22 protein-coding genes and 1 pseudogene are annotated in these 21336 nt (G+C 69.1%); 18 read left to right on the top strand and 5 right to left on the bottom strand.

Annotation, left to right across the window (positions count from 1 at the left end):
• Nucleotides 1–518 precede the first annotated feature (518 nt).
• Together ACNTMW_RS29380 and ACNTMW_RS29375 are read right to left on the bottom strand one after the other, a co-directional pair.
• The gene (locus ACNTMW_RS29380; protein WP_426637168.1) at nucleotides 519–5777 is read right to left on the bottom strand and encodes a RecQ family ATP-dependent DNA helicase; all 5259 of its coding nucleotides are present in this window, start codon (nucleotides 5775–5777) and stop codon (nucleotides 519–521) included.
• Nucleotides 5778–6307: 530 nt separating this feature from the next.
• A complete protein-coding gene (locus ACNTMW_RS29375; protein ID WP_426637167.1) occupies nucleotides 6308–6829 on the bottom strand; it encodes a DUF1707 domain-containing protein in 522 nt (173 codons plus the stop codon).
• Between the two features lie 528 nt (nucleotides 6830–7357).
• On the opposite strand from ACNTMW_RS29375, the gene ACNTMW_RS29370 reads away from it, so the two are divergent.
• The 14 genes from ACNTMW_RS29370 (at nucleotide 7358) to cutA (ending at nucleotide 17094) form a co-directional block, all read left to right on the top strand.
• Entirely contained in the window at nucleotides 7358–7627 is a 270-nt protein-coding gene (locus ACNTMW_RS29370; protein WP_426637166.1) for a hypothetical protein, read from the top strand.
• Between the two features lie 45 nt (nucleotides 7628–7672).
• Entirely contained in the window at nucleotides 7673–8629 is a 957-nt protein-coding gene (locus ACNTMW_RS29365; RefSeq protein ID WP_426637165.1) for a methionyl-tRNA formyltransferase, read from the top strand.
• Nucleotides 8630–9020: 391 nt separating this feature from the next.
• A complete protein-coding gene (locus ACNTMW_RS29360; protein ID WP_426637164.1) occupies nucleotides 9021–9407 on the top strand; it encodes a hypothetical protein in 387 nt (128 codons plus the stop codon).
• A 77-nt stretch (nucleotides 9408–9484) separates the two neighbouring features.
• A complete protein-coding gene (locus tag ACNTMW_RS29355; RefSeq protein ID WP_426637163.1) occupies nucleotides 9485–9661 on the top strand; it encodes a hypothetical protein in 177 nt (58 codons plus the stop codon).
• Between the two features lie 120 nt (nucleotides 9662–9781).
• Nucleotides 9782–10372 (top strand): flavoprotein, encoded by a 591-nt coding sequence (locus tag ACNTMW_RS29350; protein WP_426637162.1) that lies wholly within the window; start codon nucleotides 9782–9784, stop codon nucleotides 10370–10372.
• A gap of 365 nt (nucleotides 10373–10737) precedes the next feature.
• Entirely contained in the window at nucleotides 10738–11391 is a 654-nt protein-coding gene (locus tag ACNTMW_RS29345) for a hypothetical protein (RefSeq protein ID WP_426637161.1), read from the top strand.
• Nucleotides 11388–11765, top strand: coding sequence for a hypothetical protein (locus tag ACNTMW_RS29340; RefSeq protein WP_426637160.1), 378 nt, complete (start codon nucleotides 11388–11390; stop codon nucleotides 11763–11765). The genes ACNTMW_RS29345 and ACNTMW_RS29340 overlap by 4 nt, the downstream gene beginning before the upstream one ends.
• Nucleotides 11766–11777: 12 nt before the next feature.
• Entirely contained in the window at nucleotides 11778–12605 is an 828-nt protein-coding gene (locus ACNTMW_RS29335) for a hypothetical protein (protein WP_426637159.1), read from the top strand.
• Entirely contained in the window at nucleotides 12602–13216 is a 615-nt protein-coding gene (locus ACNTMW_RS29330) for a hypothetical protein (protein ID WP_426637158.1), read from the top strand. The genes ACNTMW_RS29335 and ACNTMW_RS29330 overlap by 4 nt, the downstream gene beginning before the upstream one ends.
• On the top strand, nucleotides 13213–13548 hold the full coding sequence (locus ACNTMW_RS29325) for a hypothetical protein (protein WP_426637156.1): 336 nt from the start codon (nucleotides 13213–13215) through the stop codon (nucleotides 13546–13548). The genes ACNTMW_RS29330 and ACNTMW_RS29325 overlap by 4 nt, the downstream gene beginning before the upstream one ends.
• Before the next feature lie 652 nt (nucleotides 13549–14200).
• Complete coding sequence (locus ACNTMW_RS29320; protein ID WP_426637155.1) at nucleotides 14201–15226, top strand: type IV toxin-antitoxin system AbiEi family antitoxin domain-containing protein; 1026 nt, start codon at nucleotides 14201–14203, stop codon at nucleotides 15224–15226.
• Nucleotides 15223–16122 carry a nucleotidyl transferase AbiEii/AbiGii toxin family protein gene (locus ACNTMW_RS29315; RefSeq protein ID WP_426637153.1) on the top strand — a complete coding sequence of 300 codons (900 nt, stop codon included), beginning with the start codon at nucleotides 15223–15225 and terminating at the stop codon, nucleotides 16120–16122. The genes ACNTMW_RS29320 and ACNTMW_RS29315 overlap by 4 nt, the downstream gene beginning before the upstream one ends.
• A 106-nt stretch (nucleotides 16123–16228) precedes the next feature.
• Nucleotides 16229–16600 carry a nucleotide pyrophosphohydrolase gene (locus ACNTMW_RS29310; protein ID WP_426637151.1) on the top strand — a complete coding sequence of 124 codons (372 nt, stop codon included), beginning with the start codon at nucleotides 16229–16231 and terminating at the stop codon, nucleotides 16598–16600.
• Between the two features lie 161 nt (nucleotides 16601–16761).
• Complete coding sequence (gene cutA / locus ACNTMW_RS29305) at nucleotides 16762–17094, top strand: divalent-cation tolerance protein CutA (RefSeq protein ID WP_426637204.1); 333 nt, start codon at nucleotides 16762–16764, stop codon at nucleotides 17092–17094.
• A gap of 2 nt (nucleotides 17095–17096) precedes the next feature.
• Here cutA and ACNTMW_RS29295 read toward each other — a convergent pair.
• A pseudogene (locus ACNTMW_RS29295) lies at nucleotides 17097–18380 on the bottom strand (NsdA family TPR-like regulatory protein).
• A gap of 329 nt (nucleotides 18381–18709) precedes the next feature.
• Here ACNTMW_RS29295 and ACNTMW_RS29290 point away from each other — a divergent pair.
• The 3 genes from ACNTMW_RS29290 (at nucleotide 18710) to ACNTMW_RS29280 (ending at nucleotide 19730) form a co-directional block, all read left to right on the top strand.
• Entirely contained in the window at nucleotides 18710–18991 is a 282-nt protein-coding gene (locus ACNTMW_RS29290) for a hypothetical protein (RefSeq protein WP_426637148.1), read from the top strand.
• Nucleotides 18992–18996: 5 nt separating this feature from the next.
• On the top strand, nucleotides 18997–19254 hold the full coding sequence (locus tag ACNTMW_RS29285) for a hypothetical protein (protein ID WP_426637147.1): 258 nt from the start codon (nucleotides 18997–18999) through the stop codon (nucleotides 19252–19254).
• 107 nt (nucleotides 19255–19361) lie between these two features.
• On the top strand, nucleotides 19362–19730 hold the full coding sequence (locus ACNTMW_RS29280) for a nucleotide pyrophosphohydrolase (RefSeq protein ID WP_426637146.1): 369 nt from the start codon (nucleotides 19362–19364) through the stop codon (nucleotides 19728–19730).
• A gap of 280 nt (nucleotides 19731–20010) precedes the next feature.
• Here the strand turns inward: ACNTMW_RS29280 and ACNTMW_RS29275 are convergent, their stop codons facing one another.
• Both ACNTMW_RS29275 and ACNTMW_RS29270 read right to left on the bottom strand, forming a co-directional pair.
• The gene (locus ACNTMW_RS29275; protein WP_426637144.1) at nucleotides 20011–20262 is read right to left on the bottom strand and encodes a hypothetical protein; all 252 of its coding nucleotides are present in this window, start codon (nucleotides 20260–20262) and stop codon (nucleotides 20011–20013) included.
• A gap of 263 nt (nucleotides 20263–20525) precedes the next feature.
• Entirely contained in the window at nucleotides 20526–20786 is a 261-nt protein-coding gene (locus tag ACNTMW_RS29270; protein ID WP_426637143.1) for a hypothetical protein, read from the bottom strand.
• A gap of 248 nt (nucleotides 20787–21034) precedes the next feature.
• On the opposite strand from ACNTMW_RS29270, the gene ACNTMW_RS29265 reads away from it, so the two are divergent.
• A complete protein-coding gene (locus ACNTMW_RS29265) occupies nucleotides 21035–21280 on the top strand; it encodes a winged helix-turn-helix domain-containing protein (RefSeq protein WP_426637142.1) in 246 nt (81 codons plus the stop codon).
• The last annotated feature ends 56 nt before the right edge of the window (nucleotides 21281–21336 follow it).

The following is a 21336-nucleotide window of genomic DNA, read 5'->3' as shown; positions in this document are numbered from 1 at the left end:
CCGCCGGATCCCAGCCGCCGGCCTTCAACGCGCCGAGAAGGTGCGCCCGCGCCTCCGTGAGGAAGCCGATCCCACCTTCCCACGCGTACTCGTCGCGCTGGCGCAGCCGGTACCGGTCGCTGCGGTTGGTGCGCCGGGTACGCCGGGCGGGGGCCGTGGTGCCGGTACCCGGCGTGGCGGCCGGCGACGACGCGCCCCACAGCGGCGAGTGCGACCGGGTCGAGAAGTCGTTGCCGCGGCTGGCGAGCACGACGAGTTCGAGCTGCCCGCCGTCGCGCCGTTCCAGCCGGACAAGGCCGCCGATCCGGCCGGTGTCCTGGAGGTACTCCAGCAGCGGCTCCCCGGTCAGCCGGCGGCGCCCGCCCGACCAGGCAACGGACAGCTCGTCCCCGTCCGCCACCAGGGTGAGCGCGGTCGAGCGGTCGGGAATGCCGAGTCTCTGCTGTTCGACCGGCCCGAGCGGGATCTCGCCGCTGTCGAGCATCTCCTCGGTGATGGTGCGCTCGACGCTGCTCCGCTCAGCCATGTCGGCCTCCGAGTATCTGCCTGCCCGCGGGGGTGAGGGTGAGGGTCGTGTACTGGGCGGCCTGCCGCTGGACGTCCTCGCGGGCGATCCGGCCGGCCTTGATGAGGTCACGGACCGCCTCGTCCCAGCGCCGGTCGTTGGCGCGCACGTAGCGCAGCGCGCCGAACTGGGGGCAGCGCTGCAGGCCGGCGCCGAGGGGACGGCCGCCGGGCATGGTCTCCGCGCCGAGGACTGCCTGCTTCAGGCCGAACTCCCCGTACCGTCCCTTGGTCAGGGTTCCGGCCCACGCCACCGCCTGGAGGACGACCAGGTCGACGTTGACCAGCAGCTCCGGGTCGGGTACCGCCGACGCCGGCAGGTCGAGCCAGGGCGAGCGTCCGCCGCAGCCGTCGCACGCCTCGTCGTCCGGCCCGCAGTCGCGCGGCGGGAACCCGAAGTAGCTGACGATCGCCGCGCGCCGGCAGCCACCGTCGCGGGCGTAGGAGACCATCGCGTCGAGTTGCCGGCGCTGCCAGGCGGTCCACCGGCTCACCTCACGGTGCAGCGCCACCTCGTCGACCCGCTGCGACAGCAGCCGGACCCGGCGGTACCGCTGCGACGAGGAGAAGGTGACCAGTCGGTCCAGCGACCAGACGACCAGGTCACGTTCGAGCGCGTCGGGGTCGAGCCGGTGCTCCTCGCGCAGCCGCTCGAAGTCGATGCGGCTGCCGACCTGCGGCCGGAACTTCAGCAGTACCGACAGCTCGCGGAACCGGCGCCGCTCCTCGGCGTCCGCCGGCTCGCGCAGGCCCACGTGCACGGTCCCCCGGGCCGTGCAGTCGGGCTGCTGCTCGATCGCGCCGGTACGTTCCAGCCAGGCGAGAAGCACGTTCAGCTCGTCGACGTCGACCCCGACGGCGTCGGCCAGTTCTTCCGGGTCGAAGACGACGTCGGCGCCGCGCCCGCGCTGGCCGGCGAGCTGGCCGAGCAGCGCGGTGACGTGGGCCAGCCGCTTGCCTCCGGCGTCGTCGGTGAGGTGCGACCGGCGGCGCCGCACGTCGGCACCGCTGTAGAGCAGGACGCACTCCCCCTGCAGCTCCGCGGCGCGCGCCGCCCGCCCCGCCTCCTGGACGTACGCGTCGAGCGACTCCGGCAGGTCGTAGTGCACCACCCAGCCGATGTCGGGCTTGTTCACGCCCATCCCGAACGCCTTGGTCGCCACGACGACCTGCGTGGTACCGGCGAAGAAGTCGTCCTGCACGGCTTCGCGCTGCTCGGGGACCATGCCGGCGTGGTAGTGCCGGGCCTTGAGACCGGCCCGCCGCAGCAGCGCCGCGACCTCCTCGGTGACCGCACGCCGGGACGCGTACACGATCCCCGGTGTCTCCCCCATCGCGGTGACGATGCGCAGCAGCTCCCGGGCCCGCTCCCGTTCGCCGGACACCTGGACGACGCGGAACCGCAGGTTGGGACGGTCGGACGGCTGGACGACCCGGACCGGCGCGTCGAGTTCGAGGGTCCTGCTGATGTCGTCGGCCACCGGTTGGGTGGCGGTGGCGGTCAACGCCATCCGCGGCGCCCGTCCCAGGTCCGCGACCGCCGCGGCCACCTGCCGGAACTCCGGCCGGAAGTCGTGGCCCCAGTCGCTGATGCAGTGCGCCTCGTCGACCACCAGCGCCGCCAGGTCCTGCCGTTCCAGGGCGCGGCGCAGGACCGGGTCGCGGACGAGCCGCTCCGGGGACACGTACAGCAGACGCACCTTTCCCGCCGCCACGTCCCGCAGGATCTCGGTACGCAGGGCGGTGGACGTGTTCGCGGTGATGCCCTGGACGCGGGAGATGCCGCGGCGGCCGCGCAGGTCGTCGAGCTGGTCCTTGATGAGCGCGACGAGCGGGCTGACCACGACCGTCGCCCGGTCGTCGGGCCGGATCAGTGCCGGCAGTTGGAAGCACAGCGACTTCCCGCTGCCGGTGGGCAGCAGGCCGAGGGTGTCCTCGCCGCGCAGATGCGCGATCATCAGTTCGAGCTGGGCGTCGCGCAGGTGCTCGATGCCGAACAGCAGGCGGGCCGCCTCGCGCAGCTTGGCTTCGGGATCCTCACCGTCGACCAGGCGCAACCGGTCGAGAATCGCGTCGACCTCGCTGCCGGCGAGCGCCAGGGCGTCCGACAGGTCGGGATCCTCGCCGGTGACGAAGCGCAGCGCGTACCGCCAGGCGTCGTCCCGGTCGAGCGCGTAGTGCACCTCCGGGCCGGGCAGGGTCGACAGCAGCAGCCGGTTGGCGGTGCTGGGCGACTGCATCCGCCGGTCGCAGACCAGGGCGACACCGCGGTCGTTCTCGGTGCGGATGAGCCGGCCGAAGCCCTGGGCGAACAGGATCGCCGTCTTGGGTACCACGTACTCGAGGAACGGGTCTCCCCCGCGGTCGGCGATGGCGCGTACCCGAGCCGCGACCACCGGGTCGTCCGGATGGGGGTAGGGCGGCTTCTCCAGCACCAGGTAGCTCAGCGTCTCGCCCGGTGCGTCGAAGCCCTGCCAGTACGAGCGCAGCCCGTAGACCACCGTCCCCGGCTCGGTCCGGAACCGCTCGGAGATCTCGGTGCGGCCCGCCTCGCCCTGCACCAGCAACTGCACGCCGCGCTGCTCCAGGTCGGCGGCGCGTTGGCGGACGAGGTCGGCGACCGCCTCCATACGTTTGCGGGCGGCGAAGAGCGTGAGCGCCTTCCCGCCGGTCAGCGACAGGAACCCGACCTGGTCGCGGGCGAACTCCTCGACGAACTCCTGTTCCTGGCTCGGCACCGGTACCGGGAGGTGGCTGGTGAGGACGACCGCGGACTGCTGGTCATGGTGGAACGGGCTCTCCAGGAGCTTGCCCTGGAAGACCCCGGGTTCGCTGCTGCCGGCCTCGACCCGTACGCCCAGCCGGGACTGGAGGAAGTCGAATGTTCCGCCGGTGGTCAGCGTGGCGCTGGTCAGGCTGACGCTGCGGGCGGGGGCGACGATACCGTCGGCGAACGCGGTGCTGACGTCGATCGGTACGCACTCGAAGGCCCAGTCGACCGGCCCTTCCTGGTTCTCGGGGTCTTTCCGACTCTCCCGTTTCTCCCGGCTCTCCGGGTCTTCCGACAGCCGGTACACCCACAGATGCTCGTCGTCGAGGCTCCTGAGGTGGCCGAGTACCTCGCGGGTCTTCTCCACCGCCCGCGCCGCGCCGGTGGCGCGGACGACGACGCTACGCAGCAGGCGGCGGGCCCGGGGCGGCGCCGTCGCCGACACGTCACGGCCCGCCTCCGCGACGGAGGTCAGCGCCAGGAGCGCCTGCTGAAGGGTCCGGTCGAGGCCGATCGTGGCGTCCCAGACCTGCCGGTACTCCGACCGGCCCCGGACGATCCCGGCACGCAGGACCGCTGAGCGGGCGCTGCCGCCGTACTCGTGCAGGTACTCATCGACCGTGTCGGTGAGCTTCTTCGTACCCGCGAGCAGGTGCCGGCCGAGGCGGGGAAACGTGTGCTCACCGCGCAGGTCGACGCCGCGCTTGGCCAGCCGGCGCAGCTGCCGGTCGAGCCCGGTCCGCCCGTCGAGGCGGGCGGCGAGCGCGACCAGGTCGACGCGGCCCACCGACTCGGTCCAGGCGCCGGTCAGCGAGTCCTCGAGTTCGTGCGCCTCGTCGAAGATCAGGTCGGTGACCCCGGCCGCCAGGACGTCGCCGGGGCTCGGCACGCCCTCCCGTGCCAGCTTCGCCCAGGCCGCGACCAGCGCGTGGTTGACGGCGACGACCCCGGGGCGCTCGGCCATCCCGGCGAGGCGGGTGAACAGCGGACACTTCGCGGCCCACTCGCACTCGGCCCGTTCACAGGAGTCGGAGTCGGTGCGCAGAATCGCCCGGGTGGCCGCATAGCCGGGCCGGTCGCGGGCCACGTCAGCGTCGGCCACCTCGTCCCACACCCCGGTGGCCGCGGTGGCCAGCGCGCGGACGGCCACGGCGAGGGCCAGCCAGTGCTCCGGCCCGGCGTCGGGCTCCGACGAGTGCAGGCCGTTGGCCAGCTCCCGCGGGCAGATGTAGTTGGCGACGCCGAACAGCTGCCGGAACGGTACCCGGAACAGCCGCTGTTGCTGCAGCCTGGCGACGTCGCGCCGGAGTTGCTGCTGCAGCACCTTGGTCGCGGTCGCGACGACCACGGGCCGGCGGGGGCGCGCCGCCCGGCCGGCCGCGGGCACAAGATAGGCGAGGGACTTCCCGGTGCCGGTGGGCGCCTCGACCGCGAGCAGTCCACCGGAGTCGAGAACCTCGGCCACCGTGTCGGCCATCTCGCGCTGCGAGCGGCGCGGCGCGTACCCGAAGTCGCCCAGCCTGGCGAACGCGTCGCGTACGGCCTCGTAGGCGGTGCCCGGCGCTTGCGTGGCTGCCTCGGGCAGGGCGAGCAGCGGGTCCACGGCGCACTCGATGCCGTCCGTCGCCTCCCGCGGCAACGGCACGGCCGGCAGCACCCGGACCAGGTCCGAGCCACCGGCGACGAGACAGGCCGCGGCCAGCCGCCACGAGGCGTCCGACAGGTCGGACTTCTCGACCAGGATCCGGAGGCACTCGGCGATGGCACGGGCCTCCTCGACGAGACCGCCGCGCAGCTCGACGCCGAGGGCGGCGCACAGCTCCGAGAGCCGTCCGTACGGTCTGCCGGGCTCGTCGAGCAGCGCGAGCAGCCGCAGGTCGATCAGCGCGCCGGGCAGGTCCGCCAGCACGGTGGATCCGCCGGGTACCGCTCCGTAGCAGACCACGCCGGACGCGCCGGCCGCGAATTCCCGGACCTTGGCTGCCTGATCGGGCCCGGCCGGTATCAGGGCCGCGTGCCCGTCGCGGAGCCGCAGCGCGGCAAGGTCAGCTGCGGGCCGGCGCGCGGCGAGGTCCGCCGCGGGCCGGCGCGCGGTGAGGTCCGCCGCGGGCCGGCCCGCGGTGATCACGACCAGGTCCTCGATGGAGATCGCCAGCGGTCGCTCGACCCTCAGCCACGCGGGACCGTCGGAGTCGTCGTCGCCGCCCGGTTCGTCCGCGTGATCGCCGTCAGTGTCTCCGGCTGGGCCGGGAAGCACCAGGTGCCCGCGCTCGTCGAACGCGAAGGCGTCCGGGTACCGGTCCGGCAGCTTGGCCAGTCGCGCCGCGCCCAATACGACACCGCTGTCGCGGAGCACGGCGGCGAGCTCGTCAGGCGACAGTGGCCCGCGTGCGGCCAGCAGCTCGCGGGCGAGCTCGAGATTGGGTGGCAGCAGCCGACCCATTGGCCGTCCCCTCACCCTCTCTTCGACCCGGCGGTGAGCCGCATCGCGACCACCGTCCGGAGCTCACCTCACCCGCCCCGACGGACCCGCGCCAAGACGTTGACCAGCGGGAACTGCCTTCACGAGCAGCCACGTCACAAGGCGCCGTCCGGTCGAGCCGGCAACGGGCCGCCCCACCGGGCGATCGTGCATCCGCACCGGACGTTTACCGTGCGTGCTGTAGCTCAGCAGAGTCACGCCGTCACCCACAAGAGCCGACCGGCGAGTGCGAACTGTTAAGCCAGCCGGGTCTGTCCGACCGGGCGAGCCGCCAAGGGTGAACGTCGCGGTGACGCTGGACGACGGACGGGCGACTGCCGATCGATGAGTGTGGTGTCCGCCCCCGTGACCCGCTGGCCGATCTCCGTCCACCTCGGTCCGCGCCAGGACGGCGCGGCCAGGTGTAGTGGAACCAGGCGCATCGATCCGGAACAACAGAGGCAGGCCTCGACGCGCTGCGCACCGTTCACCTGCCGCAGCGGCGGTAGAGCCTACGTACCGTCGGGCTTGGCCGTGTTGCCGAAGATGAGGATCGCGACGAGGCCCAACTCGATGACGATGCCCAGGATGCCCAGGACACGGCCCACGAACGCCTTGGTCCAACTGCCGGTCCCCTTGGCGCCCGGGACGCTGAAGATGATGGCGGCGATGCCGAGCAGCCAGCCGACAAAGCAGACCGACAGGGGTATGGACGCGGCCCCGAACACCAGCGCGGTGAGGGCGAACGTCCGCGCCTTCTCCTCGGTGAGAGGCTGAACAGCCGGTCCCGCGACGGGCTGCTGGACGGGCGACCACCCGCCGGACTGCTGGGCGGCCGGGCGCGGATCCCATCTGAACTGCGCCGGCAGATCTGCGACCTGGTTGTACAGCACGGACATCGTTTGCGCCGCGCTCACCGTGGCCATCCGCTGCTCGTACTCCTCGAGCGTGATGTAGCCCTGTTCCAAGGCGGCGCCGAGCAGTTCCAACACCTGGGTCCGCTGCTGGTTCCCGACCCGCTCGTCTTCCATCATGCTTGTCGACGCCTTCCGTACGCTCCGCGAGTGGATAGCAGGGTCGCGGTCTCAGCCGCCGCCGAATCTCCACGTCACGCCGTCGACGCAGCATACTCGCGTGATCACCGGGACAAGCGGTCGGTTGCCCCGTCGAACACGGCATGCGGTGGCATCGGGAGATGAACTCGGACCGGGTGGGATAGACCGCTTCCAGGTCATCGAACCGTGGACCGACGGGTTGCTCAAGGCGCCCGACGGTGCCCAGCCAAGCGTCGACGCAAGCATCCCAGCGAACGCTTCAGGGGCAAGCCCAACGCTGATCGAGCCGGCGACGGAGCCGAACCGCTCCCTGCTCACGCCGCCGTGCGATGACGGGACAGGGAATCCCGGTCGGCTCGCCGCTTTTCGGAGTGCAGGCCCCCGTCTTGTCCGTTGCCGCTATGGACGCGAGGTCGTAACGTGACGCGTGCCGAATGGCCCGTAGGGCAACGACGCCATACGGCTGCCACCCGTTGGCACGCGCATGGCCTCGTCAGAGGAGGCGAAATGCAACGACCATGGGAAGCCGATCCATCCGCGTCCCTGAAGCGCCGCCTGGGCAAGTCCGCCGCAGAACTGGGACAGACCTCCGGCGGTTCCGGATGCCCGGACATCTGGGAGCTCGACAACGGTGACATCGCGGTGGTCGGTCGCGACCTCACCTCAACCTACACGGCACGCCTTCCCGACGGCGTCAGTGTCGCCCCCGACGAGCGCCTGGTGGTGATCCCCCGAGCCCTGCTGGTCGCGGCAAAGCCCGACATTCCAGAAGCGTAGTCGACCGGACCAGGACTCCCGATATTCTGCAGCGCTGCGACGAGGGTGGGTGTGGCGGAGAAAATGCGCCTCGTTTTGTTGTCTCACGGCGCTGACGACTTCGCCCCACTCCAGACTGCGTGCACCCGGGCAGGGCATGAACCGGTGGCCTATGTCTCCGCCCGCTCCCCACGACCAGCCGGCCGGGCGGACGCGGCGACGCGGTCTGCCATCAGCGGCGTGATCGACGCCGTCCCGAGCGGGACGGATCTGCTGCTGCCGGCACGTGCGGCGCATCTGGAACGTGCGCTGGCCGGCTACCGGCCGGACCTTCTGGTGTGCTACTGCTTCCCGTGGAAGCTTCCGGCATCCGTACTGCGAATCGCCCGACTGGGCGCCATCAACGTCCACTCGTCACTCCTGCCGAGGTACCGAGGACCGATACCCGTTCACTGGGCGATTCGCAACGGCGACCGCGAGATCGGTGTGACCGTCCACCGGATGGACGAGGATTTCGACACCGGGCCGGTCGTCATCCAGAAAGGCGGCATCCCCGTCGCCGAGGACGCGGTGGCGGAGCGGCTGTTCGGCCACGTCGCCGCCGCCGTTCCCGACCTCCTCGCCGACGCCCTCGCTCTCGTCGGCGACGGGCACGAGGGCGTCCGGCAGGATTCGAGTGCCGCTTCGTACGCGGGTTGGATGGAGCGGGAGTTCCTCGCCGTTGACTGGACGCGCACCGCCGACGAGGTCCACAACCAGGTCCGCACGTTCCGGTTCGCCACGTCGGGCACTCACGGGCCGGTCGCCGACGTCAACGGTGACCGGTTGGAGGTGCTCAGGACCCGCACGGAACCGTCGGACGGGATCCGGGTCGAATGCGCCGACGGCCCCATCTGGATCGTCGATTGCATGGCGCCGCACGACCACAGCGCCGAGGACTTCCCGTGGATCCGCCGTACTCCCCCGGGCGGCGAACCTGTCTCATCCATGCCACAGAGTGCCCATCTCACCGAAGGTAGCTAAAGCCGATGCATGACCGGGGCTGATCTCCCTCGCCCTGGCGGCCGGCACGTCGCGGGCGGCGTACCTGCACGGCTCCTTCGGCTCCGGTAGGTCGCACTTCATGGCCGTGCTGCACGCGCTGCTGCGCGGCGAGCCCGCCGCCCGGGACCGCGACGAGTTCGCCGGCCTGGTCGCCAAGCGCGATGGCGGGCCGGGCCGGCGGGCCGCCGTGTCGTCGTTCGCCTCCCCCGGCTTGCGGTGCGACCAGTGCGTTCAAGGTCTCTCCCAGATCTGCACAAGGTCGCCGTGTGACCGTCGCCAGGTACGAGTAATCGCCAGCCGCAGTCAGACCCACCGGCAACGGCACCGGTTCGGTTCGGGCACTGACGGCGCTCCCAGGAAGGTGGGATAGATGTCCGTATCACGTAAGGCAATAGGTGTCCTGACCGCGGTCGCGGCGACCACGGTCGCGCTCGTTCCGGCGACAGCGGCGGCGGCCTCGGAGTCCTCGACCCGTTCCGTCTCGCTCGCCGCCGAGTGCGACATGATCACGAAGCCGCCGTACAAGTCCGGCTCGAGGGTGTACGGATACTTCGAGTCTTACTGCGCCTCGGGCTCTCCGTCGTTCACGGCGACTCTCTACCGGGACGGCACCCAGTACGCCTCGTCCACGTACCGGGGTACCAGGGCCACGAACCTGTCGATGACGTGCTCCTCAGGCAAGCACTACTACGTCATCAGCCTGTGGGACAACACCAACGGTTTCGGGGTCTCCAACGGCGCCTGGATCACCTGCTGACGGAGGGACGACCTCCGCCGGATCGGCGGTACCGGCCTTCATGCCACGCCGGTACCGCCGGCACCCCGAACGCAACGATGCCCGCCGAACTCGGTGACGTCGTCATCTGCCTGACCCGGCTGGCCGACGTCCTCGGCGTCGACCTGGTCCGGGCCGCCCTGGACACGCTGGAGTCCTCCGCGAAGCGGTACCCGGCCGAGGCATCCCGCGAATTCAGCGCGAAGGCGCCTCACGATCGTCCGCCAGCCGCATAGCCGGCGCCCGCCGGACGCGTCGCGGCCGTCCCACGCGCGCGGAGCGAGCCTCGCCGGCAGGCGTTCACGCTCGGCCGGCGCGGAGTACCGCGGAGTACATTGCGGTGCCGCGAAGGAAGAATGGCCCTCATGGTTCCCACTCGCGCACCGGTGCTCTACCTGGTCGCCTGCGGCGGCAGAGCAGCCGGCGATCTACCCACCGCTATCCCCGAGTTGCAGCACGACGGCTGGGACGTTTGCGTGATCGCCACCCCGACCGCACTGCGATTCCTGGACGTCGAGGCCCTGTCAGCACTCACCGGCCATCCCGTCCGCCACGAGTACAAGCAGCCCGACGAGCCGGACGTGCTCCCGCCGGCGGACGCGTTCGCGGTCGCGCCCGCGACCTTCAACACCATCAACAAGATGGCCGCCGGGATCAGTGACACCCTTGCGCTCGGCATCCTGAACGAGGCGGTGGGCCTCGGACGGCCCATCGTCGCGGTACCCACCGCGAACGTCGCCCTCGCGCGGCATCCGGCCTTCGTCAACAGCATCCGCCAGTTGAGGGAATGGGGCGTGCGGCTGCTGTTCGACCCGGACGCGTACCCGTTGCCGACGCCGAACATGGGGCCGGCATCGGCGGGCCTGTTTCCCTGGAAGGCGCTGCTGTCGACCCTGCATGACATCCGGATCGAGGTGCTGGAAAGCGCGAGCGGGATGCCGGACTAGGTTTCCTGTCCCGCCCGGTACTGGCAGCCTGTGCGCAGTGTCGACCCCGGCAAGGACTGCCCGCTCTGTCGCGCGCCGGTGCGGCGCACACCCCACGATGGAAGACCCGGCCGGCGGCGCGTGGACAGCGGACCATCAGGCAGCTACCCACCGACCCGCGAAGCGGTGAGGCACGTCACCAACGCGGTCGCATACTTGACGCATAAACAGGAGTTTCTCGTGCACAACGCCTACCTCCCGTTCGGTCGGCCGTCACGATGACGCCGTTCTGACCGGAACTATCCCAGTTTCCGAGTGGAAAGCGTGCCCCCACAGCTTTGGCCCTCGCGCATACCATTCCGCGCGGGACCTAGCCAAGGATGCGAATGACAGATTTCGATGAGTTCCGGATACGTGACACCCGGAGGTTCGTCGAGAACCTCGAGGACGCGCTGGCGCACACCCCACCGGGCCAGCCGGTGCCGGGCCTGGACAGCATCGAGGGCGCGGACGCCTCGGGAACGGTGTACTGCGTGATCCGGCTCGACGGCCATCCGGTTCAGGTCGGCATCACCGACGGCTGGTGGAATGCCGTCGGCCCGCATGCCATCGCGAGCGCCGTGCTGCAGGCGTACCGTTTCGCCCGCGAAAAGGCCACCTTCGCCCGCATGGTCCTCCGTCGCCACGGCCGCACCTGGGAGCCGCCGTCCGAGGGCCGCGACGAGGATCCGTACGAGCCGTCGTACCCCGCCGGCCACTCCGGCGCCGACGATCTCGACACCTTGCGCCGCCAAATCGACCAGGCCACCGCCGACATGGCCGCAGCGATGCGCTTGTTGGACCAGGTCAGCAGCGACGAGCCGCGCGAGGTCAGCGGTCCGCGCAACCTGTTCACCCTGGTGGTCCGCGGCACCGTCATCGAGAGCGCCCGGGTCAACGAGTACGGTCTACGTCCCGAGGACGCCTCGGAGCTGGCCGCCGACGCCCGGGACGCGCTGCTCGCCGCCCGTCCCAGCTATGCACGTCACGGGGAGAGATGATGGGCAATGACTACAACTGGTACTCCGAGAAGAACATCGCGGTCGCCACGGACGGCCTGCGCAAGGCCGCCAAGAACTGGAACGACCTCGCCGACCGCATGACGACGGTCTCGACGCTCGCCTCCCAGCAGACCCTCGAACTGAGCGCGTTCACCGTTATCATCGACGGTCCCGTCGGCATCGCCACCGCCAGCGACCTGCACAACGCGTACCAGAAAGAGTTCGACAAGCTGACCGGCCTGTTCAAGGAGGCCGTGGTGCAGTTCGAGGCGATGTCCAACGCGCTGAAGCAGAACGCCGACTGGTACGACGGCGCGGATGCCGACTCGGTGCAGAACTTCGACGGGATCGCCAAGGGCGACTGGCCCAGGTAACGGGAGGACGACATGGCACCGACGGACGACACCTTCGCCCCGGCCCTGTTGGGCACCTTCAACGCCGCGATCGAGACGCTGGAGACGGGCGTCAGGAACATCCACACGGCGTGGGACCAATTGACCCAGGCGGTCGAGCACTTCATCGCGGCCGTCCGCAAGAAGCTCGAGGAGGACCACTGGTGGAACAAGGTCGTGGAGTGGTTCACCGACGAGATCAAGGATGCGCTGAAGGGCTTCCAGGCCGCGATCGAGGAGGCGCGCAAGAAGGTCGGCGAGATCCTCGACAAGCTGGAGAAGACGCTCAACGGCTCGGTGCCGGTCCTGTCGCTGTTCCAGGTCGGCCTCGACTGGTCGACCCAGGTGAACACGCACCTCAGCGAAATCATGCCCGACGTCGCCCAGTCCGGCGAGATCGACACCTGGCACGGCCCCGCGCACGACACGTACAAGAGCCGCGAGACCTACCAGAACGACGCCGTCGGCCAGGCGATCGACGAGGTCAAAAGCCTCAGCAAGTGGCTGTCCGACGTGGCGACCGCGAACGTCCACTTCGTCACCGATTTGGCCAAACAGGCCATCCCCGTCGTGGATGAGATCACCGTGGTGATCGGCGACCTCACCGAGGCTACTGGCGCGCTCGACCCGTTGAGCGCCCAGGAGGCCGCCAACGACCTGTCGGAGACCCTCGGCAAGATCGTCGCCAGCATTGTGGAGTACCTGATCAGCCTCGCTGACCGGCTCGCCGACGTGCTGAACCTGGTCGGGGAAGTCGCGAGCGAGCACAGCGACCACCGGGCGTTCTCCGGCGGCCACTGGCCCCAGGCGGTGAACGCGTGAGGGCCCGACTGCTGTTCACCGGCCTGGCCGCCGCGACCGCGTCGGCCCTGGTCGGCTGTTCCGGCCCCGACGTCCCGCAGCCCAACATGGGCCTGTCCTCCCGCAGTGCGAGCCCCCTGCCGTTCCCGGAGTCCTCGGTCGCGCCCTGGCCAACGCCGCCGGTCAGCCACAAGTGGAAGACCGACGGCCTCAGGTGCCCGGAGCTGACCAACCCGGCGGCGCGCGCCCTCGGGATCAGCGGCGCCGGCACGGTCACCAACTCGAGCAACTTGAAGACCGGCAACATAATTGACTGCCGGTGGGGCCCGGGCGACGACACGGCCACGAGGGCAACGCTGCACGTCATGACAACAAAATCGCAGGAAGCGGCCGATGCCGCGTGGCAGACCCCCAGCATCATCCTGCCCACGCCGCTGAACGGCGTCGGTGAGCTGGCCTTCATCTCGAACCCCCCAGGCCTGCACGAGATCCAGGTGGCCGTGCGCTCGGGCAACGCCAGGCTCACCATCACACTCACGCCCAAGAAGGGCGACGCCGAGGGCGAGGACGCCCTACGCGACGCGGCATCGGCGATCGCCACGGACATGCTCACTGCGCTGGTCCCCGCGTGACGCTTCCCCGCCCGCCGCGCCGGGTTTTCGCCGAAGACGTCCTCGCCGGACGGGTGAACATCGACGCCTACCCATTTCGCTACATGTTCCTGACGACCCGGACGCCGATCCAGGTCGTCCCCTATAACCGGGCCGAGCTCGATGTCAAGGTCGACACGGTCCTGGCGACGGTCGAACTGTTGGAGACCCGCGGCTGGGAACTGGTCAATTTTGAGAGACTCGGGCACATCGCGTTCATGCGCAGAGCCGCGCACCCAGCGCGTTACCCCGAGCGTTACGACGGGCCCGGCGCCGAAACGAATCCGACGACCGGGGCGACCTCGAACCCCTAGCTCGACGAAGACCGTGCCACCCGGTAACCCCGGCCCACGGCGGCGCCGCCAGCATCTCCACTGGCAGGCGCCGCCGTCGTCTTGTGAAAACCAAATGATCGACGGGTGGGTGAGCTACCCGGAGCACCGGGCCCAACGGGGCGGCAGCCGGAACGTACGACCGGGCTCGTCATACAAGTCGACGCGTGCTCGTCGTCCGCCGTCTGGCTTGACGCTTCGCCGTCCTGCCACATCGTTCCCGAGCGAGACGAAACGCGGACCGCGTCGGTGCCGCAGCGGAAGCTGAGCCTGGGGTGGACCTGCACGGCCGGGCTGTGAGCCGGCGGTTCACCGGACCGGCCACGGTCAGCTGCACGGGGCCGGTGCATCTGAGCGTTCAGCCGTGGCCGGTCGGGCTCTGGCTGGCCGGCCACGCTTGCGTCGTCTGTGAACTCCTCGTACGAGTCGCGCAGGTAGGAGAACTTGACGTTGGCCAGGCGCCGACTCGATAGACGACAATCGGCCTCTACCAGCCGCCCGAGCATCGTGTCCCACGCGAGAGAAGATGCTGGTGACGTAGTACTAGCTGCAGTTCCCCCATCCTTGCTGCAAAATTACCTCTGTAGGGTAAGATTGCAGCAAGGTACGGAATTTCGCAGTTAGAGATTGCATCGTGAAGCGGACAAAGCTCCCAGAGATCGCCGGAGTTGCCTCAGACCAATGGGGCATGATCAGCACCGCGCAGGCTACCGCCGTGGGCGCTGACGCGCGTACGCTGGCCCGACTCGCTGCCAACGGACAGGTGGAGCGGCTTACCCATGGGGTCTACCGTCTGGTGGGCAGCCCTCCGGGGCCGCACGATGAGCTACGCGCCGCCTGGATCGCGCTCGACCCTCACCGTACCGCCGCCGAAAGAATCGCCGCCGGCCCGATCGACGTCGTGTCCCACCGCTCGGCCGCCGCCCTCCAGGAACTTGGCGATCTCGACGCCGACGTGCTCGAATTCACCGCTTCAGTGCGCCGCCAGACCCGCCGAGAGGACGTTCGCATTCATCGCGGGAAGATCGGCGAACACGACTGGACGCTCGCGGACGGACTTCCGGTCACCACCCCACTGCGCACGATCGAAGACCTCGCCACCGCCCGCATCGATCGGGGACACCTGGCGGGGGTCGTTCGTGACGCGCTACTACGCGGCGGTGTGAGCCTGGGCCAAGTCGCTACCGCCCTCGCACCGCACGCCCGGGCATACGGAGTCACCGCGGGTGACGGCGGCAAGCTTGTCGACCTTCTCGTGCAGGAAGCGGGTGCACCGCAGTCCGCACTCGACATGGCGACGCGCGCCGGCCCCGAGACCCAGCAACTGCTGGTCAATCAGCTGATCCACTCAGGGGCGTTCAGCGATTCGGTACGCGACCACGTGAATTCCCTCGCCGCCACCGGGTTCTTCGAGGCAGTCGCCCAGATGCAGCGGACGGCGGCGCCTGATCTCCTCTCCCACCCTGTCGTTCAGGTCACGATAGGCAAGACGATCGCCGACCTGATCGCGTCGCTGGATAGCACCGCCGACACAAGAGCAGCAATCCAACGATGGCTGGACGGACTCCCGGCAGGAGTCAAGGCAGCGGTACAGCAGCAGATCGAAGCAGCACCATCGCCTGCGGACAGCGCGCATCCAGACAGAGGACACGAGCGATGAGTGGCGACAAGTCGTACCAGACGGCAGCGGCGTTTCGCTCCGCGGTGGACGCGAAGCTGAGAGCTCTGGCCCGTGAAACGCACCGGCCGTTCACCGAGCTACGACGCGAATTCCTCTACCAACGCTTTCTCGCCCGAGTGTTCCAGGACGGGTCGCTGTGGGTCCTCAAGGGCGGGATCGGCCTGCTGACGAGGATTCCCGGCGCACGGCACAGCCGGGACATCGATCTACTGCACCTCGAAGCGGAGCCCGCCCTGGCCGAAGCTGAACTGCGTGCCATCGGCCGCCGTAACCTCGGTGACTATCTGAGGTTCGAGATCGTCCGATCAGTCGCGCTGTTGGTGGACGATGCCCTTAGGTTGAAGACCGAGGTGTACGCCGGCACCACCAAGTGGGAAAGCTTCGACATCGACGTTTCCTGTGAGCGCCACTTCGTGGCGACCGTAGAGCCAATCCGGCCGAGGCCGATCCTCGAAGTTGCCGGCGTGCCGGAACTCCCCACCTTCCGCCTGTATCCGCTGGTAGACCAGATCGCGGACAAGGTGGCCGCGATGTACGAGATACATGGCGGCGGCGAGCCTTCCAACCGCTATAGAGACCTCGTCGACCTGGCCCTCCTCATCGGCTCCCAGGAGGTCGACGCCGCGCTGCTCCTCGCCGCACTACGCTCACGAGAACAGAACGCCCGTAGCCGGGTGACACTGCCCACCGCCATGCACTCCCCTGGGACCGGCTGGACCGACGGCTACCCGGCCGAGGCCCGTCGCAGCTCACTACGTGCTGATCTGCAGCAACTCGATGCGGCACTGGCATACGTGGGTGCCTGCCTGAATCCCATCCTCGACGGCACGGTGGCCACCGGTAAGTGGAGCCCAGACACTCTCACGTGGAGATAGATCAGGAAAAGGAGGGCCACGCCGAGGAGCCCTGCTCGCCGACCGGTGCTCTACGTCGTAGCCCGCGGCGGCAGGGCCGCTGAATAGGCTCGATAGCCTCGGCTACGTGCCATCAGTCGAAGAACTCGCCCAGCGCCTGCGTACCTTCGCCGACGAGCGGGACTGGGGTCAGTTCCACACTCCCAAGAACCTCGTCATGGCGGCCGCCGGCGAGATGGGCGAACTGGTCGCGGAGTTCCAGTGGCTCACCCCGGAGCAGTCCGCCGCCGTCATGAACGACCCGGAGGCAGGCGCCCGGGTACGCGCCGAACTCGGCGACGTCGTCATCTACCTGACCCGACTGGCCGACGTCCTCGGCGTCGACCTGGTCCAGGCCGCCCTCGACAAGCTGGAATCCTCCGCCAAGCGGTACCCGGTCGAGACCGCCCGTGGATCCATCACAAAGGCACCTCACGATCGTCCGCCAGCGCGGGCGTAGTCGCGATCCAATTCGCCCCACCGGACAAACCGTCGCCGTCTGGTGGTCGGCCCAGCGCTGCTTCGGACTTGAACGGCGCGCCCGGCGTGACCGTGCAGCTCACAGGGATGCTGGGCAGCGAACGTGAGGGTGCGGCGACGAAAACCATTACGCTCGACACCATGACTGGCTTCATCGAGGTTTCGACGGCGACTGAGAGCCGGGAAGCTGCCCGGAAGCTGGCACGATCGGCGCTGGAAGCGCGACTCGCCGCCGGTGCCCAGATCGTGGGGCCGGTGGAGTCGGCGTTCTGGCACCTCGGCGAGTTCGGGACGGGCCAGGAGTGGCGGTTGCTGCTCAAAACGCACACAGACCGGTACAAGGAACTTGAGGCCCACCTCCTGGAACACCATCCCTGGAAGAACCCGGAGATCTCGGCCGTACCGATCGTGGCGGCCTCGGATGGCTACCTGGACTGGATCCGGCGTACCACCGCAACGAATTCTGGAGCGTGAATTCAGCAGCCGGCTTTGTCCAGGGCTTCGGCCACGGCCGGTACTTCTCGGTACTTGGCGAGCCGCGCCAGCACGGGCCGGATCTGCTGCCGTGGTCGTACTGAGGCGACGCCCGCAGACAAGTCGAGGGCGCGGTTGGCGACAGCGGCCGCTTCCTCGACTTCTCCGGCTGTGAGGTAGGAGTCGGCAAGCCAGGACAGGTACAGGGCCTTGTCGCGCGCGTACGCGTCATCAAAGTCGGCGAGCGCCTTCCGAAGGATCGGGACGGCACGCAGGGGTCGCCGGAGTTCGGTCCAGCAGCGACCCGCCATGATCTGAAGCTCGTTCTGGTCGACCCATGCCGCTCAGTCTGGCTGAGGGTCGCCTGTTCCGTCTGTGAGCGCGGCCTCCGCAGCGGCCAAGGCGTGCTCGGCGTCGGTTGCGTTCCCAGCGACCGCATGGGCCCACGCGAGGCGTTCATGAAGGAGCGCACGGACGGTCACGGGTACGTCAGCACCGGCCGTGCGGCAGGATTCAGTTGCCGTCTTCACCGCGTCGGACCGGTCGGTGCCGATGCGCTGATAGGCAAGGAAGGCGAGGGCGTTTCCCGCCAGTGGCGCGTCGGATGCCTGACTGGCCGCCGCGTAGCTGGCCCGGTACAGCCACGTCGCGCGCGGATGGTTACCGGCGTCGAAAGCAGCCCATCCTGCCTGCTGGGCTTGTTCCGCGAGCACGGACAGCAGTTGGCGTCCGGTCGCCTCGGTGTAAGTACTCTCGCGCAGCAGAGCCTTCGTGGTCTCGTACTCACCGAGATACAGCCGGTATGTGTCACCGCCGCCCACGATGTTGTCCAACCGACGCAGCCGGGCAGCGCGTTCACGAAGCAGGATGGGCACGTCAGCACCGATGCGCTGGCCGGTTGCTGCTGTGACGGCCGGAAGCCCCAGTGTGATACCGGCGCTGACCGCCGAAGTCCGGAGAAAGTCCCTGCGTCGCACCGTCTCATCTCCGATCTCTTGGAAGGGGACACAGGGCCGTACGGCAGTGAGGTGGCGGGAGGTGGGTTCGATTGCCGTCTCCCAGGCCCTCGGTGCCAGACCAAGCATGTGCCCCGGAATGCGCAGGGCATCCGCTATCTGCGCGATCTTCTGGTACGAGGTGACACTTCCCTCGCCTCGCGCGAGCGCACCGACGCGCTCCGGCTTGATCGCGCATGTTTCAGCGATCTTGGAATAGCTGATGCCTGCCCACTTACGCGCAAGCGTGAAGACGGTTCCGAAGTCATGCCGGGCGATGGCCTGCCGCATGTCTGAGCGCTCCAGGACGTGCCGCGGCAGCGCCGTCACCGGTCGATAGGACGCCATCGGTACACCTCAGGTCTGATCCGAGTGGGCAGTGGCTGACGTCGCCCGCATCCCCCTCATGGGTACACCTCCGCCGGGGATGAAGAAAGCCCTTATGCAGCGCACTCTTGCTGGCATCGAACGTCGCTGGTGAGCGATTCGGTCTCGCAAAGAACCGATTGCTCACATGGCCAAAGACTTCGACACCGAGATCACTGATGCCTGCACCTGACGCAACCCTCGCCTGAATTCCGGGTTGGTTGGGCGCGATCCCTATGTGACGGAGCCGGACCATGGTTACATCGCCGCCCTTCGACCCGAACGTGCCCCCGGTCGAGCCACCGGAGGGCTGCCCGCGCCCCATGGTGTGGCGGTTGGCGCGCGGTCTCTGGCAGGCCCATCAGCCGGCGGTCGACGGGTTCTGCCAGCAGTGCGGCCGGGCTAACCGGCTCTACCCGTGCCCGCCGTCGCGACTGGCGCTCCAGGGGCTGGCGTATGCCTGCGGCGTGCCGGCCGAGGCGGGCGGCTGGGCGGAGTACCTGCGCCGCCGGCACCGGCAGACCGGACGGTGGTGACGCCGATGGGCCTGTACCAGTCACAGGTCGTGGCGTTCGCCCGGTACGCCGCCGCCCAGGTCACCTACCACCGTCAGGTTCTCGCGCTGCACGAGATCGACGGCACCGGATGCTGCCGGCAGTGCGGGCGGATCTGGCCGTGCGACCACGTCCGGCACAGCCGACAGATGGCCGAGCACTTCAGCCAGTGGGCGCTGACCGAAGAGCACCAAACAGATCCGGAACTCGTCCGGCGGTACATCAGCCTCGGTACCGACAGCTGAGGCATGTTGTGGTCTGCTCGCCATCCACCGGGTCCGGCGGAGTGCCAACCACGCGTCCGGCACAGCATCCGACCTTCCTGAAAGCCCGCGTCGATACTCTCCTAGGCATGTCATCGGTCGAGGAACTCACCCAGCGCCTACGCACCTTCGCCGACGAACGCGACTGGGGTCAGTTCCACACTCCCAAGAACCTCGTCATGGCGGCCGCCGGCGAGATGGGCGAACTGGTCGCGGAGTTCCAGTGGCTCACCCCGGAGCAGTCCGCCGCCGTCATGAACGACCCGGAGGCAGGCGCCCGGGTACGCGCCGAACTCGGCGACGTCGTCATCTACCTGACCCGACTGGCCGACGTCCTCCGCGTCGACCTGGTCCAGGCCGCCCTCGACAAGCTGGAATCCTCCGCGAAGCGGTACCCGGTCGAGACGTCCCGCGGATCCATCACAAAGGCACCGCACGATCAGCCGTCCGCACCGTAGCCGGACGCTGATCCGGTCGATACCGTCGTGGCAATAAGCGCGGTCTGACGGACTTCCGGCTGCCCGAGATCGCGACCGTGTACGTCCGGCCATTCCGATCGGGTCGGCCCGCACCCGCGGCAGGCCCTGCCGGTACCGCCATACAAGCCAGCCCACGTATCAACCACGGCAAACGCTCAGCCATCGAGCTGGACGAGACGCGCCAGCTCTTCGAGTACGCGGGCGTCTCGGGTGATATTGGGTGCGTCCTCGCTACGGCAAAAGTCGAAGTACCACCCGGCTATGGCCCCTGGTCGCCGTAGGGCGTGGGGCGATATCGGATCCAGCCCATGAACCGGTCGTACAGGTCGCCGGCCGGCTCGCCGATCAACTCGGCGGCGGCGTCGAGGAAGTACCCGCCCATCAGCAGCGCCAGCGAGACCGGCGCGCGATCGTACTCGGCGAGCAGTTGCCCGCGCCGCGTCGGGCAGGGCCACGGCACGCCGCAGCCGGCGCACCTCCAGGTCAGTGACAGCGGCCTGTGCAGACTCATGCCGGCCAGTGACCCGGCGCGTCGGCGACGAGTGCGCGCAGCACGGCGCAGGGCCATCGCTCGCCGCATACGCACACCCTGCGGAACCTCCTCCACGACCACCTCCACGTGTGCCTGCTGCGGATCGCTGCCAGGTACCCCTCGATGTAGGCGTTCGGCACGGGACGGACTCCTTCTCACGACAGTGGAGCGCGGCGGCCGATGGGCCAGCGGGAGGCAATCGCCCGACGGCCGCCGCACTCCGGCATGTGATCCCCGGCCGGTCACGACCAGGGGACGATCCCTCTCCTGGCGCGACGGACCAGGCCGGCGACGTCCGCCTCGGCGTAGCCGGCGGAGCCGAGCACCCCGCGCCCCCAGCGGTTCACGGGGCACGGCCAGGGCACGTGACAGTTGACGCACTGCATCCCGGCAGGCCAGTCCTCACCCTGGTGGATGATGACGGCCTTCTGCGCGTACCCGATGTCGTCGTCGGTGGGGTGCGCCGGCACCGGGTACGCGATGCCGTCCGCCTCGCTCGGCAACTGGACCCTCCGTCATGGTTGGGCACGATTGCCCCAGCGAGGAGACGGCGCTACCGCACGGCTCCCCGCCGGGTTCTTTGCAGGTGAAGCGCCCCAACAGGGGGAACCTCCCGCTGGCTGCCACGCAAGGGGAAGTCCACGACCAACTTAGGTACTGACGTTGACTAAGTCAACGGGGATGCCTGGGCTACTTGAGATGAGAAGTGGGCCGTGATCGGATGGGCTTGCCACGCAAGGGAGCCAAGTCCATGCCCGTCACACCTGACTACATCCGCATCTCGGACGCACTGGAAGACGAGATCCGATCCGGGGCGCGCAAGCCACACAGCAAGCTGCCGTCCATCGCCGAACTACGCAAGCAGTACGGCGTTAGCGACAGCACGGTGAAGATGGTGCTCATCAGACTGGAAGCACGGGGCGTCGTGTACCGGCACCAGGGACGTGGGATCTACGTGACCGACACGTCGGAGTGGTACGACCGGCGAGGTTCATAGCCGACGTCATCGGACGTGACGACTCGGCCATGCAGGCATGTGTTGTCATCGGCTAC

The sequence above is a fragment of the Planosporangium spinosum genome, assembly GCF_049999945.1.
In the GTDB taxonomy this organism is placed as follows: domain Bacteria; phylum Actinomycetota; class Actinomycetes; order Mycobacteriales; family Micromonosporaceae; genus Planosporangium; species Planosporangium spinosum.
This window is presented reverse-complemented; position numbering and strand designations above follow the sequence as displayed.